The sequence below is a fragment of the Enterobacter cloacae complex sp. SHL020 genome (assembly GCF_049236945.1).
GTDB lineage: Bacteria > Pseudomonadota > Gammaproteobacteria > Enterobacterales > Enterobacteriaceae > Enterobacter > Enterobacter dykesii.
In genome coordinates, this window is sequence record NZ_JBMKJF010000002.1 from 420,056 (window position 1) to 444,082 (window position 24,027).

At 57.2% G+C, this 24,027-nt stretch carries 20 protein-coding genes; 13 read left to right on the forward strand and 7 right to left on the reverse strand.

Annotated elements, in window-relative coordinates:
- Positions 1-254 precede the first annotated feature (254 nt).
- Genes kdpE through kdpF form a run of 6 tightly spaced genes read right to left on the reverse strand, consistent with a single transcriptional unit; the run spans position 255 to position 8,040 of the window.
- Positions 255-932, reverse strand: a complete 678-nt coding sequence (kdpE, locus tag ACOTZB_RS07105; protein ID WP_047073924.1) for a two-component system response regulator KdpE — start codon at positions 930-932, stop codon at positions 255-257.
- On the reverse strand, positions 929-3,616 hold the full coding sequence (gene kdpD, locus ACOTZB_RS07110) for a two-component system sensor histidine kinase KdpD (protein WP_193804826.1): 2,688 nt from the start codon (positions 3,614-3,616) through the stop codon (positions 929-931). Before kdpD ends, kdpE begins: the two co-directional genes overlap by 4 nt.
- Positions 3,617-4,192 (reverse strand): potassium-transporting ATPase subunit KdpC, encoded by a 576-nt coding sequence (gene kdpC / locus ACOTZB_RS07115; protein ID WP_421626784.1) that lies wholly within the window; start codon positions 4,190-4,192, stop codon positions 3,617-3,619. It lies immediately after the preceding gene.
- 12 nt (positions 4,193-4,204) lie between these two features.
- Positions 4,205-6,253, reverse strand: a complete 2,049-nt coding sequence (gene kdpB / locus ACOTZB_RS07120) for a potassium-transporting ATPase subunit KdpB (RefSeq protein ID WP_023334922.1) — start codon at positions 6,251-6,253, stop codon at positions 4,205-4,207.
- Between the two features lie 18 nt (positions 6,254-6,271).
- Positions 6,272-7,951, reverse strand: a complete 1,680-nt coding sequence (gene kdpA / locus ACOTZB_RS07125) for a potassium-transporting ATPase subunit KdpA (protein ID WP_047650594.1) — start codon at positions 7,949-7,951, stop codon at positions 6,272-6,274.
- On the reverse strand, positions 7,951-8,040 hold the full coding sequence (gene kdpF / locus ACOTZB_RS07130; RefSeq protein WP_014069365.1) for a K(+)-transporting ATPase subunit F: 90 nt from the start codon (positions 8,038-8,040) through the stop codon (positions 7,951-7,953). The genes kdpA and kdpF overlap by 1 nt, the downstream gene beginning before the upstream one ends.
- Before the next feature lie 309 nt (positions 8,041-8,349).
- On the opposite strand from kdpF, the gene ACOTZB_RS07135 reads away from it, so the two are divergent.
- From ACOTZB_RS07135 to nei, 7 genes are all read left to right on the forward strand, one after another.
- Positions 8,350-8,556, forward strand: coding sequence for a YbfA family protein (locus ACOTZB_RS07135; protein WP_023310781.1), 207 nt, complete (start codon positions 8,350-8,352; stop codon positions 8,554-8,556).
- A gap of 600 nt (positions 8,557-9,156) precedes the next feature.
- Positions 9,157-10,569 (forward strand): deoxyribodipyrimidine photo-lyase, encoded by a 1,413-nt coding sequence (gene phrB / locus ACOTZB_RS07140; RefSeq protein WP_421626785.1) that lies wholly within the window; start codon positions 9,157-9,159, stop codon positions 10,567-10,569.
- A gap of 10 nt (positions 10,570-10,579) precedes the next feature.
- A complete protein-coding gene (locus ACOTZB_RS07145) occupies positions 10,580-11,323 on the forward strand; it encodes a type 2 GTP cyclohydrolase I (RefSeq protein WP_421626939.1) in 744 nt (247 codons plus the stop codon).
- Positions 11,324-11,337: 14 nt separating this feature from the next.
- Complete coding sequence (gene pxpB / locus ACOTZB_RS07150; protein WP_045887708.1) at positions 11,338-11,994, forward strand: 5-oxoprolinase subunit PxpB; 657 nt, start codon at positions 11,338-11,340, stop codon at positions 11,992-11,994.
- The gene (gene pxpC / locus ACOTZB_RS07155) at positions 11,988-12,920 is read left to right on the forward strand and encodes a 5-oxoprolinase subunit PxpC (RefSeq protein ID WP_048981061.1); all 933 of its coding nucleotides are present in this window, start codon (positions 11,988-11,990) and stop codon (positions 12,918-12,920) included. The genes pxpB and pxpC overlap by 7 nt, the downstream gene beginning before the upstream one ends.
- The gene (gene pxpA, locus ACOTZB_RS07160; RefSeq protein WP_421626786.1) at positions 12,907-13,647 is read left to right on the forward strand and encodes a 5-oxoprolinase subunit PxpA; all 741 of its coding nucleotides are present in this window, start codon (positions 12,907-12,909) and stop codon (positions 13,645-13,647) included. Before pxpC ends, pxpA begins: the two co-directional genes overlap by 14 nt.
- Positions 13,648-13,666: 19 nt before the next feature.
- A complete protein-coding gene (nei, locus tag ACOTZB_RS07165; protein ID WP_421626787.1) occupies positions 13,667-14,458 on the forward strand; it encodes an endonuclease VIII in 792 nt (263 codons plus the stop codon).
- Positions 14,459-14,555: 97 nt separating this feature from the next.
- Here the strand turns inward: nei and ACOTZB_RS07170 are convergent, their stop codons facing one another.
- Positions 14,556-15,839, reverse strand: coding sequence for a citrate synthase (locus ACOTZB_RS07170; protein ID WP_023310788.1), 1,284 nt, complete (start codon positions 15,837-15,839; stop codon positions 14,556-14,558).
- Positions 15,840-16,478: 639 nt separating this feature from the next.
- On the opposite strand from ACOTZB_RS07170, the gene sdhC reads away from it, so the two are divergent.
- From sdhC to odhB, 6 genes are all read left to right on the forward strand, one after another.
- The gene (gene sdhC / locus ACOTZB_RS07175; protein WP_020684965.1) at positions 16,479-16,883 is read left to right on the forward strand and encodes a succinate dehydrogenase cytochrome b556 subunit; all 405 of its coding nucleotides are present in this window, start codon (positions 16,479-16,481) and stop codon (positions 16,881-16,883) included.
- Positions 16,877-17,224: a succinate dehydrogenase membrane anchor subunit gene (gene sdhD, locus ACOTZB_RS07180; protein ID WP_008501088.1), complete on the forward strand. Its 348-nt coding sequence runs from the start codon at positions 16,877-16,879 to the stop codon at positions 17,222-17,224. The genes sdhC and sdhD overlap by 7 nt, the downstream gene beginning before the upstream one ends.
- Positions 17,224-18,990, forward strand: a complete 1,767-nt coding sequence (gene sdhA, locus ACOTZB_RS07185; protein ID WP_023310789.1) for a succinate dehydrogenase flavoprotein subunit — start codon at positions 17,224-17,226, stop codon at positions 18,988-18,990. Before sdhD ends, sdhA begins: the two co-directional genes overlap by 1 nt.
- 15 nt (positions 18,991-19,005) lie before the next feature.
- Positions 19,006-19,722, forward strand: coding sequence for a succinate dehydrogenase iron-sulfur subunit SdhB (gene sdhB, locus ACOTZB_RS07190; protein ID WP_008501090.1), 717 nt, complete (start codon positions 19,006-19,008; stop codon positions 19,720-19,722).
- A 223-nt stretch (positions 19,723-19,945) separates the two neighbouring features.
- Positions 19,946-22,753 (forward strand): 2-oxoglutarate dehydrogenase E1 component, encoded by a 2,808-nt coding sequence (sucA, locus tag ACOTZB_RS07195; RefSeq protein WP_421626788.1) that lies wholly within the window; start codon positions 19,946-19,948, stop codon positions 22,751-22,753.
- 14 nt (positions 22,754-22,767) lie between these two features.
- Complete coding sequence (odhB, locus tag ACOTZB_RS07200; protein WP_008501093.1) at positions 22,768-23,988, forward strand: 2-oxoglutarate dehydrogenase complex dihydrolipoyllysine-residue succinyltransferase; 1,221 nt, start codon at positions 22,768-22,770, stop codon at positions 23,986-23,988.
- Positions 23,989-24,027 lie beyond the last annotated feature (39 nt).

The following is a 24,027-nucleotide window of genomic DNA, read 5'->3' on the forward strand; positions in this document are numbered from 1 at the left end:
AAGCATGGTCATTTTATCCAGGAAAAGGCTATTAACCGTGAGGTAGATCACCGTTAACCGATCAAATCAGAAATAAATATTCGTTTTAGATGAATATCGCAGATCAAAATTCTGGTTTGTTGGTGTTACGTTAATGAAATGTGTTAACAATGTTTTAAATGAGCAAAAATAACCCGTAAAAATAATGTATGGATTATTTATGAAATATTGTCTGAGGCATTTCGATTTTATTTAAAAATAAAATGAATAGTTATTCAAAGCATAAACCGATAACCGATACCGGTTTCAGTTAATAAATGGCGAGGGCGAGCGGGGTCAACTTCGAGTTTCTGACGAAGATGTCCCATATATATGCGTAAATAATGACTATGTTCCACCGCGTTGGGCCCCCACACCTGGCTTAACAGCTGGCGTTGGGTGAGAACCTTGCCGTGGTTGTTGAGCAGAACGGCGAGCAGGCGAAATTCTATTGGCGTCAGATGGATTTCTTCTTCACCGCGCACAATACGCCGCGCGGCCAGGTCAACCCGGATATCCCCAAACGCGTAGGTTGGATCGGCAGGCGTGGTGGCGCTGTGGCGACGCAGCGCCACGCGAAGGCGAGCCTGAAGCTCGCCGATACCAAAAGGTTTAATCAGATAGTCATCCGCCCCGGCATCCAGCGCCGCGATTTTATCCGTCTCTTCCGTACGCGCGGAGAGCACGAGGATCGGCATCTGGCTCCACTGGCGGACTTCACGAATAAAATCGATGCCGTCGCCGTCCGGCAGCCCAAGATCGAGGATCACCAGGTCCGGCTTGCGGGTGGCGGCTTCAATTAAGCCCCGCTGAAGCGTGCCCGCATCATGAACGCGCAGACCGTCCCCTTCCAGCGCAGCGCGCAGAAAACGGCTAATGGCGATCTCATCTTCAACAATCAGAACGTTGATCACAAATCCTCTGGTAATTCATTAAGTTCTGGCGGGGTTTCCAGAGGAAGTGTAACACAAAACCGCGCGCCGCCTTCGGGACGATTCTCTGCGGAGATGGACCCACCGTGGACGTCAATGATTGCCTGGCAAATCGCCAGCCCCAGCCCCACGCCCGGAATGGCTGACTCCTTATTGCCGCGTGCGAATTTTTCGAAAATAGCCAGCTCCTGCCCGGCGGGAATGCCGGGTCCGGTGTCCCAGACGTCAAGGCGAAGCGTGCCATCATCCACCGTCGCATCCACGCCAATTTGCGCGCTGGCGCCCGCATATTTGCCGGCATTTTCCAGCAGGTTGATCAGCACCCGTTCAAACAGCGGACCATCAACGTGAATTAAGGTCAGGGGCTCGGGCATGTTCAGCGCAATATGCCGCCCGCCCAGGCCGGGTTCGAGCATTTTCAGGGCGCTGCCCACCACCTCTTCAAGCGTGAGCCACTCTTTTTTGAGGTTAAAACCGCCTGACTGGATACGCGCCATATCGAGCAGGTTATTCACCAGACGCGTGGTATTCAGCACATGCTGGCGGATCTCGCTGGCCTGAAGGGCGTGTTTAGAGCCTTCCGCCGCCAGGTCCAGCGTCAGGATTTCTGACTGACCAAACAGGACGGTGAGCGGGGTTCGCAGATCGTGAGAGAGCGCCGCCAGCAGCGAGTTACGAATGCTTTCACGCTCGCTCGCCAGCCGGGCCTGTTCTTCGCTGGCGGTGAGGGCCAGCCGCTCCAGCGCGCTGGCAACCAGCAGCGTAAAGGTCTCCAGCAGCCGCTGCTGTTCGGGGATCATCAGCTGGCGCAGGTTTGAGGGCTCAACAATCACCAGCCCCTGATTTTTATCGGCGCTGCGCAGCGGCAGAATTTGGTAGGGCACGCCGGGCAGGGTGTCGGTCCCTGCGCCCGCCGGTAGCCCTTTATCAAAGCTCCAGCGCGCGATGGCTTCGTCCCAGGGCGTCATGCCTGAGGCCGACGTCAGCGGGCGCAGCTTGCCGTGTTCGTCCGGGAGCAAAATCAGGTTGCTGGCATGAAAGGTCGAGCGAATGAACTGCTCGCTGGTCTGCACGATATCCAGCGGCGTGCGTCCCACCGCCAGCGATTTCGACATCTCATAGAGATGGCGCGTGCGCTGCTCGCGATAGCGGGCAATACGCGCCTGGTAGCGCACGCCCGCCGTCAGATTCCCGATCACCAGCCCGACGGTGAGCATCACCGCAAAGGTGAGGATGTACTGCACATCCGACACGGCGAGCGTCCCGCGCGGGGCGATAAAGAACAGATCGAAGCTGATGACGTTGATCACCGTCGCCAGTACCGACGGCCAGCGCCCGTAAAAGAGCGCCACCACCACTACGCCAAGCAGGTAGATCATCACCAGGTTGGCGGCATCAAACGCGATCAGCCACTGGCTGGCAATCACGGTAATCAGGGCGCAGAGCACGACGGCGACAAGACAGCCGCGCAGCTGAATGCGCCATTTATCGCTGAAGGCACGGCTGTCCGGCGCGCGGCTGGGTAACGGCGTGGGCTTATCATCCAGCGCCACGATCACCAGGTCCAGATCCGGCGCGCGGCGGGCCAGCTTGTCGGCAAAGGATTCGCGGTTAAACCAGCGGCGATGCTGGCGACGGCCAATCACGATTTTTCCCAGATTGTGCTCACGGGCGTAGCGCAAAATGGCTTTATCTTCCTGAGGGTCGGAAAGGGTGGCGGTTTCGGCACCCAGCTCCTGCGCCAGGCGAAGCGAACTCAATATCGCGCGGCGCTGGTTCTCGGGCAGCGCGTGCAGCTGCGGCGTTTCGACATACACCGCATGCCAGACGCTGCCAAATTTAGCCGCCAGGCGCGCGGCGGTGCGGACAAGCTTTTCATTGCCGCTGCCGTGGCCGACGCACAGCAGGATGGCATCCCGCGTATGCCAGACGCGCTCCTGACCCTGCAGGTCGCGCCAGGCGCGCATCTGATCGTCGACGCGATCGGCAGTACGACGCAGGGCCAGCTCGCGCAGGGCAATCAGGTTGCCTTTACGGAAGAAATGCTCGATGGCGCGCTCGGCCTGGCCGGCGATATAGACTTTGCCTTCATGCAGGCGCTGGCGCAAATCGTCGGGGGGCAGGTCGACCAGCACCACTTCATCGGCGGAATCAAAGAAGGGGTCGGGCACCGTCTCGCGCACCTGAATGCCGGTCACGCCGCTGACCACGTCGTTCAGGCTCTCCAGATGCTGAACGTTTACCGTCGTGAATACATCGATGCCGGCTTCGAGCAGCTCTTCAACGTCTTGCCAGCGTTTTGGATGGCGTGAGCCTGGCGCATTGCTGTGCGCCAGCTCGTCCATCAGGATAAGGGCGGGACGGCGGGCGAGGGCGGCATCAAGATCGAATTCAGTGACTAGCCGACCGCGGTGGCTGATGCGGCGGGGCGGCTGGGTGGCCAGCCCCTTCAGCAGCGATGCGGTCTCTTTGCGTCCGTGGGTTTCTACCACGCCTATCAATATATCGAGCCCCTGCGCCCGAAGCCGCTGGGCTTCCGTCAGCATGGCGAAGGTTTTCCCGACGCCTGCGCAGGCGCCAAAGAAAATTTTCAGTTTGCCGCGATGGGCTTCGGCCGTCTGTTCAAGCAGCCTGTCCGGATCCGGGCGCATGGGCTCGTCGGTCATTTAGTTTTTCCTTAGCGCGTCCAGCGCCAGATTCAACTCAACAATATTTACCACGGGCATGCCGATGAAGCTGACCAGCGGCTTTTGCGTGTGCTCTGCAACCAGCTGGCTCACCTGTTCGACGGTCAGCTGACGGACGGCGGCAACGCGCGGGATCTGCCATGCCGCCGCTGCCGGCGTCAGGCTGTAGTCCAGCCCGCTGGCCGAGGCGGTCACCAGCTCCACGGGCACCTCACGACTGGCCTGCGGATTCGCGGCGCGCAGGGCTGCCACGCGCTCAGCAACGGCTTTGTCCAGCTCGGGGTTGCTGCCCGCCAGGTTACTGCCGCCGGATGCCATCGGATTATACGGGCTTTCGGCAGTGGCGGAAGGGCGTCCCTGGAAGTAACGGGTATCCGTAAAGTTCTGACCAATCAGGCGTGAACCGCGGTTTTCACCGTTTTGCATAATCAGCGAGCCGTTGGCCCGATCCTTAAACCACCACTGGCCCAGCGCGGTGGTCACCAGCGGGTAAAGCCCGCCGGTAATGAGAGACAGCAGAATAAACAGAAGTATAGCGGGGCGTAACATCGTCATTTGATTCACCTTTTAAACCAGGCCGAACAGCGTCAACAGCAGGTCGATAACCTTGATACCGATGAAGGGCACCACCAGCCCGCCCAGGCCGTAAATCCACAGGTTGCGGCGCAGCATGGCGGCGGCCGTGAGCGGCTTATAGCTCACGCCTTTCAGCGCCAGCGGGATCAGGAAGACAATAATCAGGGCGTTAAAGATCACCGCGCTCAGAATGGCCGAGGACGGGGAGTGCAGGTGCATCACGTTCAACGCGTTTAACTGCGGATAGGTCGCAGCAAACGCGGCCGGAATGATGGCGAAATATTTCGCCACGTCGTTGGCGATACTGAACGTGGTCAGCGAGCCGCGCGTCATCAGCATCTGCTTGCCAATGTGCACCACTTCAATCAGCTTGGTCGGGTTAGAGTCGAGGTCGACCATGTTGCCCGCCTCTTTTGCCGCCTGGGTACCGGAGTTCATCGCCACCGCCACGTCGGCCTGCGCCAGGGCAGGGGCATCGTTGGTACCGTCGCCCGTCATCGCCACCAGACGGCCTTCCGCCTGATACTGACGAATCAACGCCAGCTTGGCTTCCGGTGTGGCTTCGGAAAGAAAATCATCCACGCCCGCTTCGGCGGCAATCGCCGCGGCGGTAAGACGGTTATCCCCGGTGATCATCACCGTTTTGATCCCCATTTTACGCAGCTGGGCAAAGCGCTCCTTGATGCCGCCTTTGACGATGTCCTTCAGGGCTATTACCCCGAGCACGCGCGCGCCTTCGGCCACCACCAGCGGGGTCGCCCCCTGACGGGCCACGCTTTCGACCAGGCTGTCCACTTCCGGCGGGAAGTGGCCGTTGTTGGCCTCAATGTGGCGACGGATGGCGTCAACAGAGCCTTTACGGATCATGCGATCCTGAATGTTAATTCCGCTCATGCGGGTTTGCGCCGTGAAGGGCACGAAAGTGGCGTGCAGGCTTTGAACGTCGCGCTGGCGCAGGTTAAAGCGCTGCTTGGCGAGGATCACGATGCTGCGGCCTTCCGGGGTTTCATCGGCAAGCGAAGAGAGCTGTGCGGCATCCGCCAGCGTTTTTTCATCAACGCCCGGAGCGGGCAGGAAATCTGACGCCTGGCGGTTGCCGAGGGTAATGGTCCCGGTTTTATCCAGCAGTAAAACATCCACGTCACCGGCGGCTTCAACCGCACGTCCGCTGGTGGCGATGACGTTGGCACCGAGCATACGGCTCATGCCGGCTACGCCGATGGCTGACAGCAGGCCACCAATGGTGGTGGGGATCAGGCAGACCAGCAGCGCTACCAGCACCGTGATGGTGACCGCGGTACCGCCGTAGGCGGAGAAGGGCCACAGGGTCGCGGTTGCCAGCAGGAAGACGATGGTCAGGGCCACCAGCAGGATGGTCAGGGCAATTTCGTTTGGCGTTTTACGGCGCTGGGCGCCTTCCACCATGGCGATCATCCGGTCGAGGAAGGTTTCACCCGGGTTAACGCTGCACTGGATCACCAGCCAGTCGGAGAGAATGCGCGTCCCACCCGTCACGGAGGCGAAATCGCCGCCAGATTCACGGATCACCGGCGCGGACTCCCCGGTAATGGCGCTTTCATCCACCGAGGCTCCCCCTTCGATGACTTCACCGTCGCAAGGGATAATGTCACCGGCCTCCACCAGCACCACATCGCCTTTGCGCAGTTCATCAGCCGGAACGTGGTCCATCTGCGCGCCGTATTTCGGTTCACGTAGCTTGCGCGCGAAGGCGGTTTTTTTCACCCCTTTCAGGCTGTTGGCCTGGGCTTTACTCCGGCCTTCCGCCAGCGCTTCCGCAAAGTTGGCGAACAGCACGGTAAACCACAGCCACAGGCTGATGGCGCCGGTAAACATCGCATTTCCAGGCATGTGGCCCGTTCCCATGGCAATCGCCAGGGCGGTGGTCAGGACGCTTCCCGCCCAGACAATAAACATCACCGGGTTGTGCCACTGCACGCGCGGGCTCAGCTTTTTCACCGCATCCATGAGCGCCTGGCGAACTAATGACGGTTCGAACAGGGCCAGTTGTTTACGACTCATGACAATTTCTCCGCAAAATCAGCGTAAAGAGAGGTATTCCGCGACCGGGCCTAACGCGAGGGCGGGGATAAAGGTCAGGGCGCCGACCAGCAACACGGTGCCCGTCAGCAGGCCGATAAACAGCGCGCCGTGGGTCGGTAATGTCCCGGTAGTGGTCGGTTGGATTTTTTTGTTCACCAGCGATCCGGCTATCGCCAACACCGGCACAATGATCCCGAAGCGACCCACAAACATGCAGAACGCCAGCAGACAGTTCCAGAACGGAGAGTTGGCGCTTAAGCCCGCAAAGGCGCTGCCGTTGTTGTTGGCGGCAGAGGAGACGGCATACAGCACTTCGCTGAAACCGTGAATGCCAGGGTTAAAGATGCCGCTGCGTCCGGCTTCGGTCATCAGCGCCAGCGCGGTGCCGAGCAGCACGAGAGCCGGGGTGACCAGAATCGCCAGCGCGGTTAATTTCATCTCGCGAACATCAATTTTTTTACCGAGGTATTCCGGGGTGCGGCCAATCATCAAACCGGCAATAAACACCGCCAGCAGCACGAACAGCAGCATGCCGTAAAGACCCGAACCCACGCCGCCAAACACCACTTCGCCAATCTGCATCAGCCACATCGGGATCATGCCACCCAGCGCCGTAAAGGAATCATGCATGGCGTTGACTGCCCCGCACGAGGCCGCCGTGGTGACCACCGCATACAGGCTGCTGGCGAGAATGCCAAAGCGGCTCTCTTTACCTTCCATGTTGATATTGCTGTTAGCCCCAAGCTGCATGAAATGGCTGTTGCCGCTCCATTCAGCCCACATCACCAGCGCCACGCAGACCACAAAGATCAGCGACATGGTCCAGAGCAGGGTGCGGCCCTGACGGCGATCGTTAACCACATCACCAAAGGCAAAGCAGAGCGCGGCGGGGATCAGGAAAATCGCCAGCATCTGCACAAAATTGGTCAAGGCTGTAGGGTTTTCAAACGGATGCGACGAGTTGGCGTTGAAGAAGCCACCCCCGTTCGTTCCGAGCATTTTGATGGCTTCCTGTGACGCTACCGGCCCCATCGGCAGGAGCTGTTTTGCGCCTTCCAGTGAGGTATAGGGCGCGTAAGGCATCAGGTTTTGCAGGGTGCCCTGCTGGATAAAGAACAGCGCGATCAGCAGCGCAATCGGCAGCAGGATCCACAGCGTGATGCGGGTCAGATCCACCCACGCGTTACCCAGGGTATTGATTTTCTGACGCGCAAACGCACGCGTCAGCGCGAAGATCACCGCGATACCGCTGGCGGCTGAGAGGAAGTTTTGCACGGTTAACCCGACCATCTGGCTGAAGTAGCTGAGCGTGGTTTCACCGGAATAGGACTGCCAGTTAGTGTTGGTGACAAAGCTCACCGCCGTGTTCAGCGCAAGATGCCAGGACAGGCCCGGTAACTGTTGCGGATTCAGCGGCAGGATGCCCTGCAACATCAGCATGGCAAAAAGCGCAATGAGCCCAACGATATTCAGCAGCAGAATGGCGATCAGATACTGACGCCAGTTCATCTCCCGATCGTCTATTCCCAGTACGCGCCAGATCCCTTTTTCAACGCTTCCCGTGCCGGGCAAAGGGACATTGTTGATCAATCGTGCCAGTCCCGATCCCAGTGGTCTTGCCAGAATGAACAGTACCACTAAGAAGCTGGCAATAAGCAGAAACGCCTGAGCAGCCATCAGAAGGCCTCCGCATTTATCAGGGCATAGACCAGATAACCCAATAACAGGAACACCAGCACGATGCCGGCAATAAGACCTGCACTCACAATCCACCTCCGGGTGACTTTTGTTGTTGTGCTAACGGTAGGATTTCCGGCGCAAAGATTTCGCAAAAATGGGGAGGGCGGGTGTAAAAAAAGTATAAAAATGGCAAAGCCCACAATTTAACTATTGATAAGTAAACTGTTAACTTTTTTGTAACTTAATTACGGCGTGAGTGTAAATTTTTGCTAAACGGACGAAAATAAGTGGTCGGATGAGTAGTAAAATTACAAACAAAGCGATATTATTTTAGCCAGGTCACAGATTTTGAATTTTCCGGATGACGTTTCCGGCCAACTATAGGGGAGAAAAATATGGATCTTTATAAAGAGTATCCGGCTCATATCGTGTTCTTGCGCCGCGCTTTCGCCGTAGTGGCTGGCGTGCTGGCTCTGCCGGTGATGCTGTTCTGGAAAGATCGTGCACGTTTTTATAGCTATCTGCACCGCGTCTGGGCGAAAACCAGCGAGAAGCCGGTGTGGATGGATCAGGCCGAGAAAGCGACCTGCGATTTCTACTGATACTAAGACTACACACAGCAATAAAAAAACCGCCACATTACTGTTGGCGGTTTTTTTTATCCCTCGGGATTCGCGGTCCGTTGGGTGGTTTTCAAGCCCTCGTCAGAGGGTTACAAGAATATCTTGGGTTCTTAAGTAATTAAACTGCAACTCCCTAAATATATTCTTAAAAATCATTTCAGTGGATTACCTTTTACGCGAGGGCCAACTACTATGCAGCGTCCCTTTCCGCCATCTCGCACATGGGCACCGGTCCCGGGGAAGGCGTCACCACAACCGTAAGTCAGGCTCTCGTCAGGGCTTGTGTCCACCGACTTATCACCGGTGGTGAACGGTGGAGCGGTTAGCAGCAGGGACCGCATAATGAAACGCTATTTTTGCATCGCGTTCATTGTCGCCAGCGTACTCGTTGTAAAGAGCGATGAACCTAATGGGTTTGTCGCGTTAACCACGATAGCGCAGGACAAGTAGCGCTAAGGCCGCCTCAGGCGGCCTTTTTTATTTCATCCCGTCTACACTTCATGGCAAAGTAGTTCAATGCATGCTTTTTCCTTTTACGGCATGCCCTTACGGACATAATGGATAATTGCCTGGAGTTTTATGCCCACCCATCTGGTTTGGTTTCGCGCGGACCTGCGCGTACATGACAACATCGCCCTTGCGGCAGCATGCCGCGCCAAAGACGCTAACGTATTGGCACTGTTTATGGCCACGCCCGAGCAGTGGCGGCAGCACGATATGGCCCCCCGGCAGGCGGCCTTGCTCCGGGCGTATCTGAACGATCTGCAGCACTCGCTCGCTGGAAAAGGCATACCGCTTCTCTATAAAGAGGTGAGTGATTTTGCCGCACAGCTTCAGACGGTGCAGGAGATATGTAAGCAGCACAACGTCACGCATCTTTTTTACAACTATCAGTACGAATTCAACGAGCAGCAGCGCGACCGCCAGCTGGAGAAGATGCTGGAAGGGGTGGTCTGCGAAGGGTTTGATGACAGCGTGATGCTGGCGCCGGGCAGCGTGATGACCGGCAACCACGAGATGTATAAAGTTTTTACGCCGTTCAAAAATGCCTTTATCAAACGTCTGAAAGAGGCGCTGCCGGAGTGCGTTGCCGCGCCTGCCGTGCGAGGCGAAGCCATAAAAGAGCTGTCTGAGCTGACGTTTGATTACCCTCAGCAGCCGTTTGATGAAGCGCTGTTCCCCGCCGATGAAAAAGCGGCCATCGCCCAACTGCGCCAGTTCTGCAAGCAGGACGCGGCTAGTTACGACGCGCGTCGGGATTTTCCCGCTATCGAGGGTACCAGCCGCCTGTCGGCCTGTCTGGCGCTGGGCGCGATCTCACCGCGCCAGTGTTTGCACCGTCTGCTGGCGGAGCAGCCGCAGGCGCTAGAGGGCGGCGCAGGGTCCGTCTGGCTGAATGAACTTGTCTGGCGCGAGTTTTATCGCCATCTGATGACGTATCATCCCGCTCTCTGTAAGCATCGTCCGTTCATTCCCTGGACCGACAACGTAAAATGGCAGCACGATGAGGCACTTTTACAGGCCTGGCAAAAAGGGGAAACGGGTTATCCGATAGTCGATGCCGCCATGCGTCAGCTCAATGAGACGGGGTGGATGCACAACCGCCTGCGAATGATTACCGCCAGCTTTCTGGTGAAGGATCTGCTTATCGACTGGCGTATCGGAGAGCGCTATTTTCTCTCTCAGCTGATCGATGGCGATCTTGCCGCGAATAACGGCGGCTGGCAGTGGGCGGCCTCTACGGGCACCGATGCGGCTCCCTATTTCCGGATTTTTAATCCAACCACTCAGGGACAAAAATTTGATGCGGACGGCGAGTTTATCCGCCGCTGGGTCCCTGAACTTAAAGAGATACCGGCTAAAGCGATCCACGAACCGTGGGCATGGGCGGATAAGCAGCGTGTAAAACTGAATTATCCTCGTCCGATTGTCGACCATAAACAGGCGCGTGTCGCCACGCTGGCGGCGTACGAAGCTGCCCGCAAAGCATAAGAGAGTGATGATGAAAAACAGCGAACTGGAAAGCCTGATTAACGAAAAACTGAACAGTACCTCTTTCAGCGATTACGGCCCGAACGGGCTCCAGGTTGAAGGCCGTGAGACGGTGCAAAAAATTATCACCGGCGTGACGGCAAGCCAGGCTCTGCTGGACGAGGCCGTCCGTCAGAACGCCGACGCGGTGATTGTTCATCACGGTTACTTCTGGAAAAACGAATCGCCGATTATTCGCGGGATGAAGCGCAATCGTCTGAAAACGCTGCTGGCTAATGACATCAACCTGTACGGCTACCATCTGCCGCTGGATGCACACCCGGAGCTCGGAAACAACGTCCAGCTCGCACAGCTTCTGGGGATTACCGTGATGGGTGAAATTGAACCGCTGGTGCCTTGGGGCGAGCTGGCGATGCCGGTTCCGGGGCTGGAGCTGGCATCGTGGATTGAAGCGCGCCTGGCCCGTCGCCCGCTGTGGAGCGGTGATACCGGTCCGGATACGGTGAAGCGTGTCGCATGGTGTACCGGTGGCGGACAGGGCTTTATCGACAGCGCCGCGCGCTTCGGCGTCGATGCTTTTATCACCGGCGAGGTTTCCGAGCAGACCATTCATTCGGCGCGTGAACAGGGGCTGCATTTTTACGCGGCTGGCCATCACGCCACCGAGCGCGGCGGCATTCGCGCCCTCAGCGAGTGGCTGACGGAAAATACCGATCTGGATGTGACCTTTATTGATATCCCTAACCCGGCCTGACGAGAGGTAGTTAAGTGCAGCGAGCGCGTTGTTATCTTCTGGGTGAGACCGCCGTGGTTCTGGAGCTTGAACCACCGGTGACGCTTGCCACGCAAAAGCGTATCTGGCGGCTGACCCAGCGTCTGGCCGAACTACCGGAGGTGGTTGAAGCCATTCCGGGGATGAATAACATCACCGTGGTGCTGCGTAGCCCGCACACGCTGGCCCTCGATGCCATCGAACGTTTGCAGCGCTGGTGGGAAGAGAGTGAGGCGCTGGAGCCGGAATCGCGCGCCATTGAGATCCCGGTCGTTTATGGCGGTACGGGTGGGCCGGATCTGGGCGTGGTGGCAGACCACTGCGGATTAACTGAAAAGCAGGTAGTTGAGCTGCACAGCTCGGTTGACTACGTGGTCTGGTTCCTGGGGTTTCAGCCCGGATTCCCGTATCTGGGCGGGTTATCTCCCCGGCTGCATACGCCACGCCGTGCCGAGCCGCGCCTGAGCGTGCCGGCGGGGACGGTGGCTATCGGCGGCGAGCAGACCGGCGTTTATCCGCTGACATCGCCTGGCGGCTGGCAGCTTATTGGGCATACCGCGACACCGTTATTTGAACCCGGGCTGGAGACGCCAATACTCCTGCGTCCCGGCGATACCCTTCGCTTTATCCCGCAGAAGGAGGGGGTATGTTAACGCTTATTCGCGCCGGGCTTTACACCTCCGTACAGGATGCCGGCCGCTTTGGTCTGCGCCAGTCGGGCGTGAGCTACTGCGGTGCGCTTGACCGTCCTTCGCTGGAGATTGCCAACCTGCTTGTGGGCAACCCAGGCAGCACGGCGGCGCTAGAAATTACGCTGGGTCAGTGTGTGATTGAGTTTGGTCAGGAGACCTGGTTCGCGTTAACCGGCGCAGGGTGTGATGCGACGCTGGATGGCAAAGCGGTGTGGACCGGCTGGCGGCTAAGAGCGAAAGCCGGGCAGCGCCTGACGCTCAAACGTCCGCTGCACGGCGTGCGTAGCTATCTCGCGGTGGCGGGGGGCATCGACGTGCCGGAGGTGCTGGGCTCGTCCAGTACCGATCAGAAGGCCGGGATCGGCGGTCACGAAGGACGTTTGTTGCGCGACGGCGATCGGCTGGCAATCAAACCCTCCGCGCGCCATTTCTCGACCACACAGGGCGTAAAACAGCTGCTGTGGGGAAACCAGATCCGCGCCTTACCGGGGCCCGAATATCATGAGTTTGACGAGGCGTCTAAAGAGTCCTTCTGGCGCGCGCCGTGGAAGATCAGCCCGCAGAGTAACCGCATGGGCTACCGCCTGCAGGGTCAGCCGCTGACCCGCACGACGGACCGGGAACTGCTCTCCCACGGTTTATTGCCGGGGGTTATTCAGGTGCCGGGGAACGGTCAGCCCATCGTGTTAATGAACGATGCGCAAACGACCGGCGGCTATCCGCGCATTGCCTGCATCATTGAAGCGGATCGCTACCATCTGGCGCAAATACCTCTCGGCCAGCCGATTCACTTCGTGCAGTGTTCGCTGGAGGAGGCGCTGAAGGCCCGGCAGGATCAGCAGCGTTATCTCGAACAGCTGGCGTGGAGGCTTGATGGCAAAGATTGATTTGAACGCCGATCTGGGCGAGGGAAGCTGCGCTGATGCGGAACTGATGACCCTGGTCACCTCGGTCAATATCGCCTGCGGCTTTCACGCGGGCGATGCCCAAACCATGCTGGAGAGCGTGCGTAATGCCATTAAAAACGGCGTCGCGATTGGGGCTCACCCCAGCTTTCCCGATCGGGAAAACTTTGGCCGTACGGCGATGGATCTGCCCCCTGAGACGGTCTACGCTCAGGTGCTCTACCAGATCGGCGCGCTGGGGGCGATGGTGCGCGCCCAGAACGGCGTGATGCGCCACGTGAAGCCGCACGGCATGCTCTACAACCAGGCGGCGAAAGATGCGGATCTGGCGGACGCCATTGCCCGCGCGGTGCGGGACTGTAATCCGCAGCTGATTCTGGTAGGCCTTGCGGGCAGCCAGCTGATTCGTGCCGGAGAACGGCTGGGCCTGACCACCCGTCAGGAAGTGTTTGCCGATCGGGGATACCAGCCGGACGGAAGCCTGGTGCCGCGGACGCAGGCCGGGGCGCTGATTACCGACGAAGCTAAAGCGCTGGCGCAGACGCTGGAGATGGTGCGCGCCGGGCGGGTGATCGCCGTGGACGGAACACCGGCAAACGTGCAGGCCGATACGGTATGTTTACACGGCGATGGCGAGCATGCGCTCCAGTTCGCGCGCCGCTTGCGGGCAGCGTTCTCTGAAGAGGGTATCCTCGTCAGCGCCGAATAATGACGATAAGGACACAAAGATGCCTGAAGGTCCGGAAATCCGCCGCGCGGCGGATAGCCTGGAGGCGGCGATAAAGGGCAAACCCCTGACGGATGTCTGGTTTGCTTTTCCTCAACTGAAACCGTTTGAATCACAGCTGGTGGGCCAGACTGTGACCCATATTGAAACGCGCGGCAAGGCCCTGCTTACGCACTTTTCCCATAACCTGACGTTATATAGCCATAATCAGCTTTACGGCGTCTGGCGAGTGGTGGAGGCGGGCGAGCAGCCGCAAACTACCCGCGTGCTCCGCGTCAGGCTGCAAACGGCGGATAAAGCGATCCTGCTCTATAGCGCGTCGGATATCGAAATGTTAACGCCGGAGCAGCTGCTGACGCACCCGTTTTTGCAGCGGGTTGGGCCAGACGTGCTGGACATGCGCCTGACGGCAAGCGACGTGAAGGCCCGGCTGCTATCCCCCAAATTCCGCAATCGGCAGTTTTCCAGCCTGTTCCTTGACCAGGCCTTTCTGGCCGGGCTTGGCAACTACCTGCGGGTGGAAATCCTCTGGGAAGTCGGGCTGGCGCCGCAGCATAAAGCGTCTCAGCTGAGCGATGAACAGCTGGAGGCGTTATCCCACGCGCTGCTGGATATTCCGAGGCTCTCGTACAAAACGCGAGGCGTGGTGGATGAGAACACGCATCACGGGGCGCTGTTCCGGTTCAAGGTGTTTCATCGGGCGGGGAAAAAGTGCGAGCGGTGCGGCGGGATTATTGACAGGATTATGCTCTCTTCGAGACCCTTTTACTGGTGCCCGCACTGCCAGAAATAAAAGTAAAACGGCAACTTTCGTTGCCGTTTTTAAGGTTTTCACCCTCTCCCTGTGGGAGAGGGCCGGGGTGAGGGCATCAGGCCGCACCCAACGTCTTTTAACGCTTCAGGTCAGACTTAAAATCACGCTGCTCGTAGCCGGTATACAGCTGACGAGGACGGGCGATTTTCATGCCTTCGCTGTGCATTTCGTTCCAGTGCGCAATCCAGCCCACGGTACGCGCCATGGCGAAGATCACGGTGAACATGGAAGACGGAATGCCCATCGCTTTCAGAATAATGCCAGAGTAGAAATCGACGTTCGGGTAGAGTTTCTTCTCGATGAAGTACGGGTCGTTCAGCGCGATGTGTTCCAGCTCCATCGCCACTTCCAGCAGATCATCTTTGGTACCCAGCTCTTTCAGCACTTCGTGGCAGGTCTCGCGCATGACGGTGGCGCGCGGGTCGTAGTTTTTGTAAACACGGTGACCGAAGCCCATCAGGCGGAAGGAGTCATTCTTGTCTTTCGCGCGACGCACGAACTCAGGAATGTGCTCAACGGTGCTGATCTCTTCCAGCATCTTCAGTGCCGCTTCGTTCGCGCCGCCGTGCGCCGGTCCCCACAGGGAGGCGATGCCCGCAGCGATACAGGCGAACGGGTTCGCGCCTGAAGAGCCCGCGGTACGGACGGTAGAGGTAGAGGCGTTCTGTTCGTGGTCAGCGTGCAGGATCAGAATACGGTCCATCGCGCGTTCCAGCACCGGGTTCACTTCGTACTCTTCGCACGGCGTGGAGAACATCATGCGCAGGAAGTTACCTGCGTAGGAGAGGTCGTTGCGCGGATACACAAACGGCTGGCCGATGGAGTATTTGTAGCACATCGCCGCCATGGTAGGCATTTTGGACAGCAGGCGGAACGCCGCGATATCGCGGTGACGCGGGTTATTCACGTCAAGGGAGTCGTGGTAGAACGCCGCCAGCGCACCGGTGATACCGCACATCACCGCCATCGGGTGAGAGTCACGGCGGAACGCATGGAACAGACGGGTAATCTGCTCATGGATCATGGTGTGACGGGTCACGGTGGTTTTGAATTCATCGTACTGTGCCTGCGTCGGTTTTTCGCCGTTCAGCAGGATGTAGCACACTTCCAGATAGTTGGATTCGGTGGCTAACTGATCGATGGGGAAGCCGCGATGGAGCAGGATACCTTCGTCACCGTCAATGTAGGTGATTTTGGATTCGCAAGATGCGGTAGAGGTAAATCCAGGGTCAAAGGTGAATACACCTTTAGAGCCCAGCGTACGGATATCAATAACATCCTGACCGAGCGTGCCTTTTAGCACATCCAGTTCAATAGCAGTGTCACCATTTAGGGTGAGCGTTGCCTTTGTATCAGCCATTTACGGTCTCCTTAGCGCCTTATGCTTAAGACTGCGCTTTACCGGATTTGCTTTCAGCTGTTAATCACCGTTACCAGATTGTTATTTGGCTTACCGCTCAGCTCACGAGGACAAACCAGGGTACAGAGCTATGGCGCCTTGCAGGTAAACGAATGAAATATCAGTGAAACAACAGCAAATCAGCGTTTTTGCAGTCCGAATTATTCAAACCTGTATATCACTAATAACTGTCCTGATAACTTCGGTCAATACCATCACACTGTTACATAACTATTTGTCAGGTGAAAGAGAGACCTCATAACTTTTGCGCATTATATGCCTTTTCTGATGACGTTTGTAACAATATTGTTTAACATTTGTCAAATCAGATGATTAAAAATTAAAAAGATGTTGTTATCGTGACCCTGATCACTGTTCCAGAGAAAACCCGACAAACTGTATGTAGGTTAATTGTAATGATTTTGTGAACGGCCTATACTGCCGCCAGGTCTCCGGAACACCCTGCAATCCCGAGCCACCCAGCGTTGTAACGTGTCGTTTAAGCATCTGGAAGCAGTGTTTTGCATGACGCGCAGTTATAGAAAAGGAACGCTGCTTGACCCGCATCGCAGTCCGGAGGAAGGAAACAATAAGAACAGCATGTGGGCGTTATTCATGATAAGAAATGTGAAAAAACAAAGACCTGTCAATCTGGATCTCAAAACGATCCGGTTCCCTGTAACAGCAATAGCGTCCATTCTGCACCGTGTTTCAGGTGTGATTACGTTTGTGGCGGTCGGTATTTTACTGTGGTTACTGGGCACCAGCCTCTCTTCCCCTGAAGGATTCCTCCAGGCCTCTGCCATCATGAACAGCTTCTTCGTGAAATTCATCATGTGGGGCATTCTCACCGCACTGGCGTACCACGTCGTCGTCGGTGTTCGCCATATGCTGATGGACTTTGGCTACCTGGAAGAGACTTTCGAAGCCGGGAAACGCTCCGCTAACATTTCATTTGTGATTACTGTCGTGCTTTCACTTCTCGCAGGAGTTCTCGTATGGTAAGCAACGCCTCCGCATTAGGACGCAACGGCGTACATGACTTCATCCTGGTTCGTGCTACCGCCATCGTTCTCACTCTTTACATCATCTATATGATCGGTTTCTTCGCGACCAGCGGCACGCTGACGTGGGAAATCTGGAGTGGGTTCTTCGGATCCGCCTTCACCAAAGTGTTCACCCTGCTGGCTCTGTTCTCCATACTTATTCATGCCTGGATTGGCATGTGGCAGGTGTTGACCGATTACGTTAAACCGCTGGCGATTCGCCTCCCACTGCAGCTGGCCATTGTTGTTGCACTGGTGGTTTACGTTATTTATGGATTCGTTGTGGTGTGGGGTGTGTAATGAAACTGCCAGTCAGAGAATTTGATGCTGTTGTAATTGGTGCCGGTGGCGCAGGTATGCGTGCCGCACTGCAAATTTCCCAGAGCGGCCAGACCTGTGCGCTGCTCTCTAAAGTTTTCCCGACCCGTTCCCACACTGTGTCTGCGCAGGGCGGTATCACCGTTGCGCTGGGTAACTCCCATGAAGATAACTGGGAATGGCACATGTACGACACGGTAAAAGGTTCCGACTACATCGGCGACCAGGATGCCATCGAATATATGTGTAAAACCGGCCCGGAAGCGATTCTGGAGCTGGACCACATGGGTCTGCCGTTCTCCCGTCTGGAAAATGGCACCATCTATCAGCGTCCGTTTGGCGGCCAGTCGAAAAACTTCGGCGGCGAGCAGGCGGCACGCACCGCGGCGGCGGCTGACCGTACCGGTCACGCACTGCTGCACACCCTTTATCAGCAGAACCTGAAAAACCACACCACCATCTTCTCCGAGTGGTACGCGCTGGATCTGGTGAAAAACGCCGATGGCGCCATCGTCGGCTGTACCGCGCTGTGTATCGAAACCGGTGAAGTGGTTTACTTCAAAGCCCGCGCTACCGTGCTGGCTACCGGCGGCGCAGGCCGTATCTATCAGTCCACCACCAACGCCCACATCAACACCGGTGACGGCGTCGGTATGGCTATCCGCGCGGGCGTGCCGGTGCAGGATATGGAGATGTGGCAGTTCCACCCAACCGGTATCGCCGGTGCGGGCGTTCTGGTAACAGAAGGCTGCCGCGGTGAAGGTGGCTATCTGCTGAACAAACACGGCGAACGCTTCATGGAGCGTTATGCCCCGAATGCGAAAGACCTGGCGGGTCGTGACGTGGTGGCGCGTTCCATCATGATCGAAATCCGTGAAGGCCGCGGCTGTGACGGCCCATGGGGTCCACACGCCAAGCTGAAGCTCGACCATCTGGGTAAAGAAGTTCTGGAGTCCCGTCTGCCGGGCATCCTGGAACTGTCCCGCACCTTCGCACACGTCGACCCGGTGAAAGAGCCGATTCCGGTTATCCCAACCTGCCACTACATGATGGGCGGTATTCCGACCAAAGTGACCGGTCAGGCGCTGACCGTAAACGAGCAGGGCGAAGACGTGGTCATTCCTGGCCTGTTCGCGGTAGGCGAAATTGCCTGCGTATCCGTACACGGTGCAAACCGCCTGGGCGGTAACTCCCTGCTGGATCTGGTGGTGTTTGGTCGTGCTGTAGGTCTGCATCTGCAGGAGTCCATTGCCGAGCAGGGCGCGCTGCGTGACGCGACCGACGACGAAATTGATGCCTCTCTTGAGCGCCTCAACCGCTGGAACGGTAACCGCAACGGCGAAGATCCGGTGGAAATCCGTAAAGCGCTGCAGGAATGTATGCAGCACAACTTCTCGGTATTCCGCGAAGGCGACGCGATGGCCAAAGGTCTTGAGCAGCTGAAAGCGATACGCGAGCGTCTGAAAAATGCCCGTCTGGACGACACCTCCAGCGAATTCAACACCCAGCGCGTTGAGTGCCTGGAGCTGGATAACCTGATGGAAACCGCGTTCGCAACGGCGATGTCGGCAAACTTCCGTACCGAAAGCCGTGGCGCGCATAGCCGCTTCGACTTCCCGGATCGTGATGACGAAAACTGGCTGTGCCATTCCCTGTATCTGCCAGAGTCGGAATCCATGACGCGTCGTAGCGTCAACATGGAACCGAAACTGCGTCCGGCGTTCCCGCCGAAGATTCGTACTTACTAATGCGGAGACAGGATAATGAAACTCGAATTCTCAGTTTATCGTTATAACCCGGATGTTGATGACGCTCCGCGTATGCAGGACTACACCCTGGAAGCGGAAGAAGGTCGCGACATGATGCTGCTGGATGCGTTAATCCAGCTGAAAGAAAAAGATCCTACGCTGTCGTTCCGCCGCTCCTGCCGTGAAGGGGTTTGTGGCTCTGACGGTGTGAACATGAACGGCAAAAATGGCCTGGCCTGCATCACGCCAATTTCAGCGTTGCAGCGTCCTGGTCAGAAAATTGTTATCCGTCCTCTGCCAGGCCTGCCGGTCGTGCGTGATTTGGTGGTAGACATGGGGCAATTCTATGCACAATATGAGAAGATTAAGCCTTACTTATTGAATAATGGGCAAAATCCACCCGCTCGCGAGCACTTACAGTCTCCTGAGCAGCGTGAAAAACTCGATGGGTTGTACGAGTGTATTCTCTGCGCATGCTGTTCAACGTCCTGCCCGTCGTTCTGGTGGAACCCGGACAAGTTTATCGGCCCGGCCGGTCTGCTGGCTGCCTATCGCTTCCTGATCGATAGCCGCGACACCGAAACCGACAGCCGTCTGGAAGGGCTGAGTGACGCTTTCAGCGTATTCCGCTGCCATAGCATCATGAACTGCGTCAGTGTGTGTCCGAAGGGGCTGAACCCGACGCGCGCCATCGGCCATATTAAGTCGATGCTGCTGCAGCGCAGTGCGTAAGTAGTGAGAGGGGAGCGCTGTTCCCCTCACCCTAACCCTCTCCCAAAGGGAGAGGGAACAGATTGCAGAAACCTTTAAAAACTGCCCTGAAGTTTAGACAGTTTCTAAAGGTTCCTTCGCGGGCCAAATGAAAAGAGCTCGCAGGTGAACCCCGGCACGTACACGTGGTGTGCGTGGTAGTTTCTACGGCGAAAGTAAGCATAAAAATGCTTAAGGGATCACGATGCAGAACGGCGCAATGAAAGCCTGGCTGGACTCTTCTTTCCTTTCTGGTGCGAACCAGAGCTGGATTGAACAGCTCTATGAAGACTTCTTAACCGATCCTGACTCAGTGGACGCTAACTGGCGTTCCATGTTCCAGCAGTTGCCTGGCACAGGGGTCAAACCGGATCAATTCCATTCCAAAACACGTGATTATTTCCGTCGTCTGGCGAAGGATGCCTCACGTTACTCTTCTGCGATTTCCGACCCTGACACCAATGCGAAGCAGGTAAAAGTCCTGCAGCTCATCAACGCTTATCGCTTCCGCGGTCACCAGCATGCGAATCTCGATCCGCTGGGACTGTGGCAGCAAGACCGTGTGGCCGATCTCGATCCGGCATATCACGATCTGACCGAGGCCGATTTCCAGGAAAGCTTTAACGTAGGTTCCTTTGCCATCGGCAAAGACACGATGAAGCTGGGCGATCTGATTGACGCGCTCAAGCAAACCTACTGCGGCTCCATCGGCGCGGAATACATGCACATTACCTCTACCGAAGAGAAACGCTGGATCCAGCAGCGCATCGAATCCGTAGCGGGCCACGCGACCTTCTCGGCTGACGAGAAAAAACGCTTCCTGAACGAACTGACCGCAGCTGAAGGGCTTGAGCGCTATCTGGGCGCGAAATTCCCGGGCGCAAAACGCTTCTCGCTGGAAGGCGGCGACGCGCTGGTGCCGATGCTAAAAGAGCTGATTCGTCACGCAGGCAAGAGCGGCACCCGTGAAGTGGTACTGGGCATGGCGCACCGTGGTCGTCTGAACGTGCTGGTCAACGTGCTGGGTAAAAAACCTCAGGACCTGTTCGACGAGTTCGCGGGCAAACATAAAGAACACCTCGGCACCGGCGACGTGAAGTACCACATGGGCTTCTCGTCGGATATCGAAACCGAAGGCGGTCTGGTTCACCTGGCGCTGGCGTTTAACCCGTCACACCTGGAAATCGTTAGCCCGGTGGTTATCGGTTCCGTGCGTGCGCGTCTGGATCGTCTGGACGAGCCGAGCAGCAATAAAGTACTGCCAATTACCATCCACGGTGATGCGGCGGTAACAGGGCAGGGCGTGGTTCAGGAAACCCTGAACATGTCGAAAGCGCGTGGTTATGAAGTGGGCGGTACCGTTCGCATCGTGATCAACAACCAGGTGGGCTTCACCACCTCTAACCCGCTGGACGCGCGTTCTACCCCGTACTGCACCGACATCGGTAAGATGGTGCAGGCGCCAATCTTCCACGTTAACGCGGATGACCCGGAAGCCGTTGCTTTCGTTACCCGTCTGGCGCTGGATTTCCGTAATACCTTTAAACGCGATGTGTTCATTGACCTCTTCTGCTACCGCCGTCACGGCCACAACGAAGCGGACGAGCCAAGTGCAACCCAGCCGTTGATGTATCAGAAAATCAAAAAACACCCGACCCCGCGCAAAATCTATGCTGACAAGCTGGAGAGCGACAAAGTGACGACGCTGGAAGATGCGACCGAAATGGTCAACCTCTACCGCGACGCGCTGGATGCGGGTGAATGCGTGGTCAAAGAGCTGCGCCCGATGAACATGCACTCCTTTACCTGGTCGCCGTACCTCAACCACGAGTGGGATGAGAGCTACCCGAACAAGGTTGAGATGAAGCGCCTGCAGGAGCTGGCTAAACGCATCAGCACCGTACCGGACGCTATCGAGATGCAGTCTCGCGTGGCGAAAATCTACGCTGACCGTCAGTCCATGGCGGCAGGCGAGAAGCTGTTCGACTGGGGCGGCGCGGAAACGCTGGCTTACGCAACGCTGGTTGACGAAGGCATTCCTGTTCGCCTGTCCGGTGAAGATGCGGGCCGTGGGACCTTCTTCCACCGTCACGCGGTTGTTCACAACCAGTCCAACGGTTCAACCTACACCCCGCTGCAGCACGTGCACAACGGTCAGGGCCAGTTCAAGGTCTGGGACTCCGTGCTGTCTGAAGAAGCGGTTCTGGCCTTCGAATACGGTTACGCCACCGCTGAACCACGTACCCTGACCATCTGGGAAGCGCAGTTCGGTGACTTCGCCAACGGTGCGCAGGTGGTGATCGACCAGTTCATCTCCTCCGGCGAGCAGAAGTGGGGCCGTATGTGTGGCCTGGTAATGCTGCTGCCGCACGGTTATGAAGGTCAGGGTCCGGAGCACTCCTCCGCGCGTCTGGAACGTTATCTGCAGCTCTGCGCCGAGCAGAACATGCAGGTCTGCGTGCCGTCCACCCCGGCTCAGGTCTACCACATGCTGCGTCGCCAGGCGCTGCGCGGTATGCGCCGTCCGCTGGTGGTGATGTCGCCGAAATCCCTGCTGCGTCACCCGCTGGCCGTGTCCAGCCTGGACGAACTGGCGAATGGCACCTTCCTGCCAGCCATCGGTGAGATTGACGAGCTGGATCCGCAGGGCGTGAAGCGCGTGGTGATGTGTTCTGGTAAGGTTTATTACGACCTGCTGGAACAGCGCCGCAAGAACGATCAGAAAGATGTCGCCATCGTGCGTATCGAACAGCTTTATCCGTTCCCGCATCAGGCGATGCAGGAAGTGCTGAAACAATATGCTCACGTACATGATTTTGTCTGGTGCCAGGAAGAGCCGCTCAACCAGGGCGCATGGTACTGCAGCCAGCATCATTTCCGTGAAGTGATTCCATTTGGGTCAGCCCTGCGTTATGCAGGTCGCCCGGCCTCCGCCTCTCCGGCGGTAGGGTATATGTCCGTTCACCAGAAGCAGCAACAAGATCTGGTCAATGACGCGCTGAACGTCGATTAATTAAAGGATACAAAATGAGTAGCGTAGATATTCTTGTTCCCGACCTGCCTGAATCAGTAGCAGATGCGACCGTCGCTACCTGGCACAAAAAACCAGGCGATGCCGTTAAGCGCGATGAAGTGCTGGTAGAAATCGAAACTGACAAAGTGGTACTGGAAGTACCGGCTTCGGCGGATGGCGTTCTGGACGCGGTGCTGGAAGATGAAGGTACCACCGTCACCTCTCGTCAGATCCTGGGTCGCCTGCGTGAAGGCAACAGCGCGGGCAAAGAGTCCAGCGCGAAATCTGAAGAGAAAGCCTCTACGCCGGCTCAGCGCCAGCAGGCTTCTCTGGAAGAACAGTCTAACGACGCTCTCAGCCCGGCGATCCGTCGCCTGCTGGCTGAACACAGCCTCGACCCGGCTGCCATCAAAGGCACCGGTGTGGGCGGTCGTCTGACCCGCGAAGACATCGACAAACACCTGGCGAAAGCGCCAGCTCAGGCAGAAGCTAAAGCCCCTGCGGCAGCACCAGCAGCACAGCCTGCTCTGGGTGCCCGCAGCGAAAAACGCGTGCCGATGACCCGCCTGCGCAAGCGCGTGGCCGAGCGTCTGCTGGAAGCGAAAAACTCCACCGCGATGCTGACCACCTTCAACGAAGTGAACATGAAGCCAATCATGGACCTGCGCAAGCAGTACGGTGACGCGTTTGAAAAACGTCACGGTATCCGTCTGGGCTTTATGTCCTTCTACGTGAAGGCGGTAGTTGAAGCGCTGAAACGCTACCCGGAAGTGAACGCGTCTATCGATGGCGATGACGTGGTTTACCACAACTATTTCGACGTCAGCATGGCGGTTTCTACTCCACGCGGCCTGGTCACCCCGGTTCTGCGTGATGTGGATACCCTGGGTATGGCTGACATCGAGAAAAATATTAAAGAGCTGGCTGTAAAAGGCCGCGACGGCAAGCTGACCGTAGACGACCTGACCGGCGGTAACTTCACCATTACCAACGGCGGCGTATTCGGCTCGCTGATGTCTACCCCGATCATTAACCCGCCGCAGAGCGCGATCCTGGGTATGCATGCCATCAAAGATCGCCCTATGGCGGTAGACGGTAAAGTTGAGATCCTGCCAATGATGTACCTGGCGCTCTCTTACGATCACCGCCTGATCGACGGCCGCGAGTCCGTGGGCTTCCTGGTCGCGATTAAAGAGCTGCTGGAAGATCCAACCCGTCTGCTGCTGGACGTCTAGTTTTGCAGTCTTGCCCGGCGGCGTATGGCTGCCGGGCCA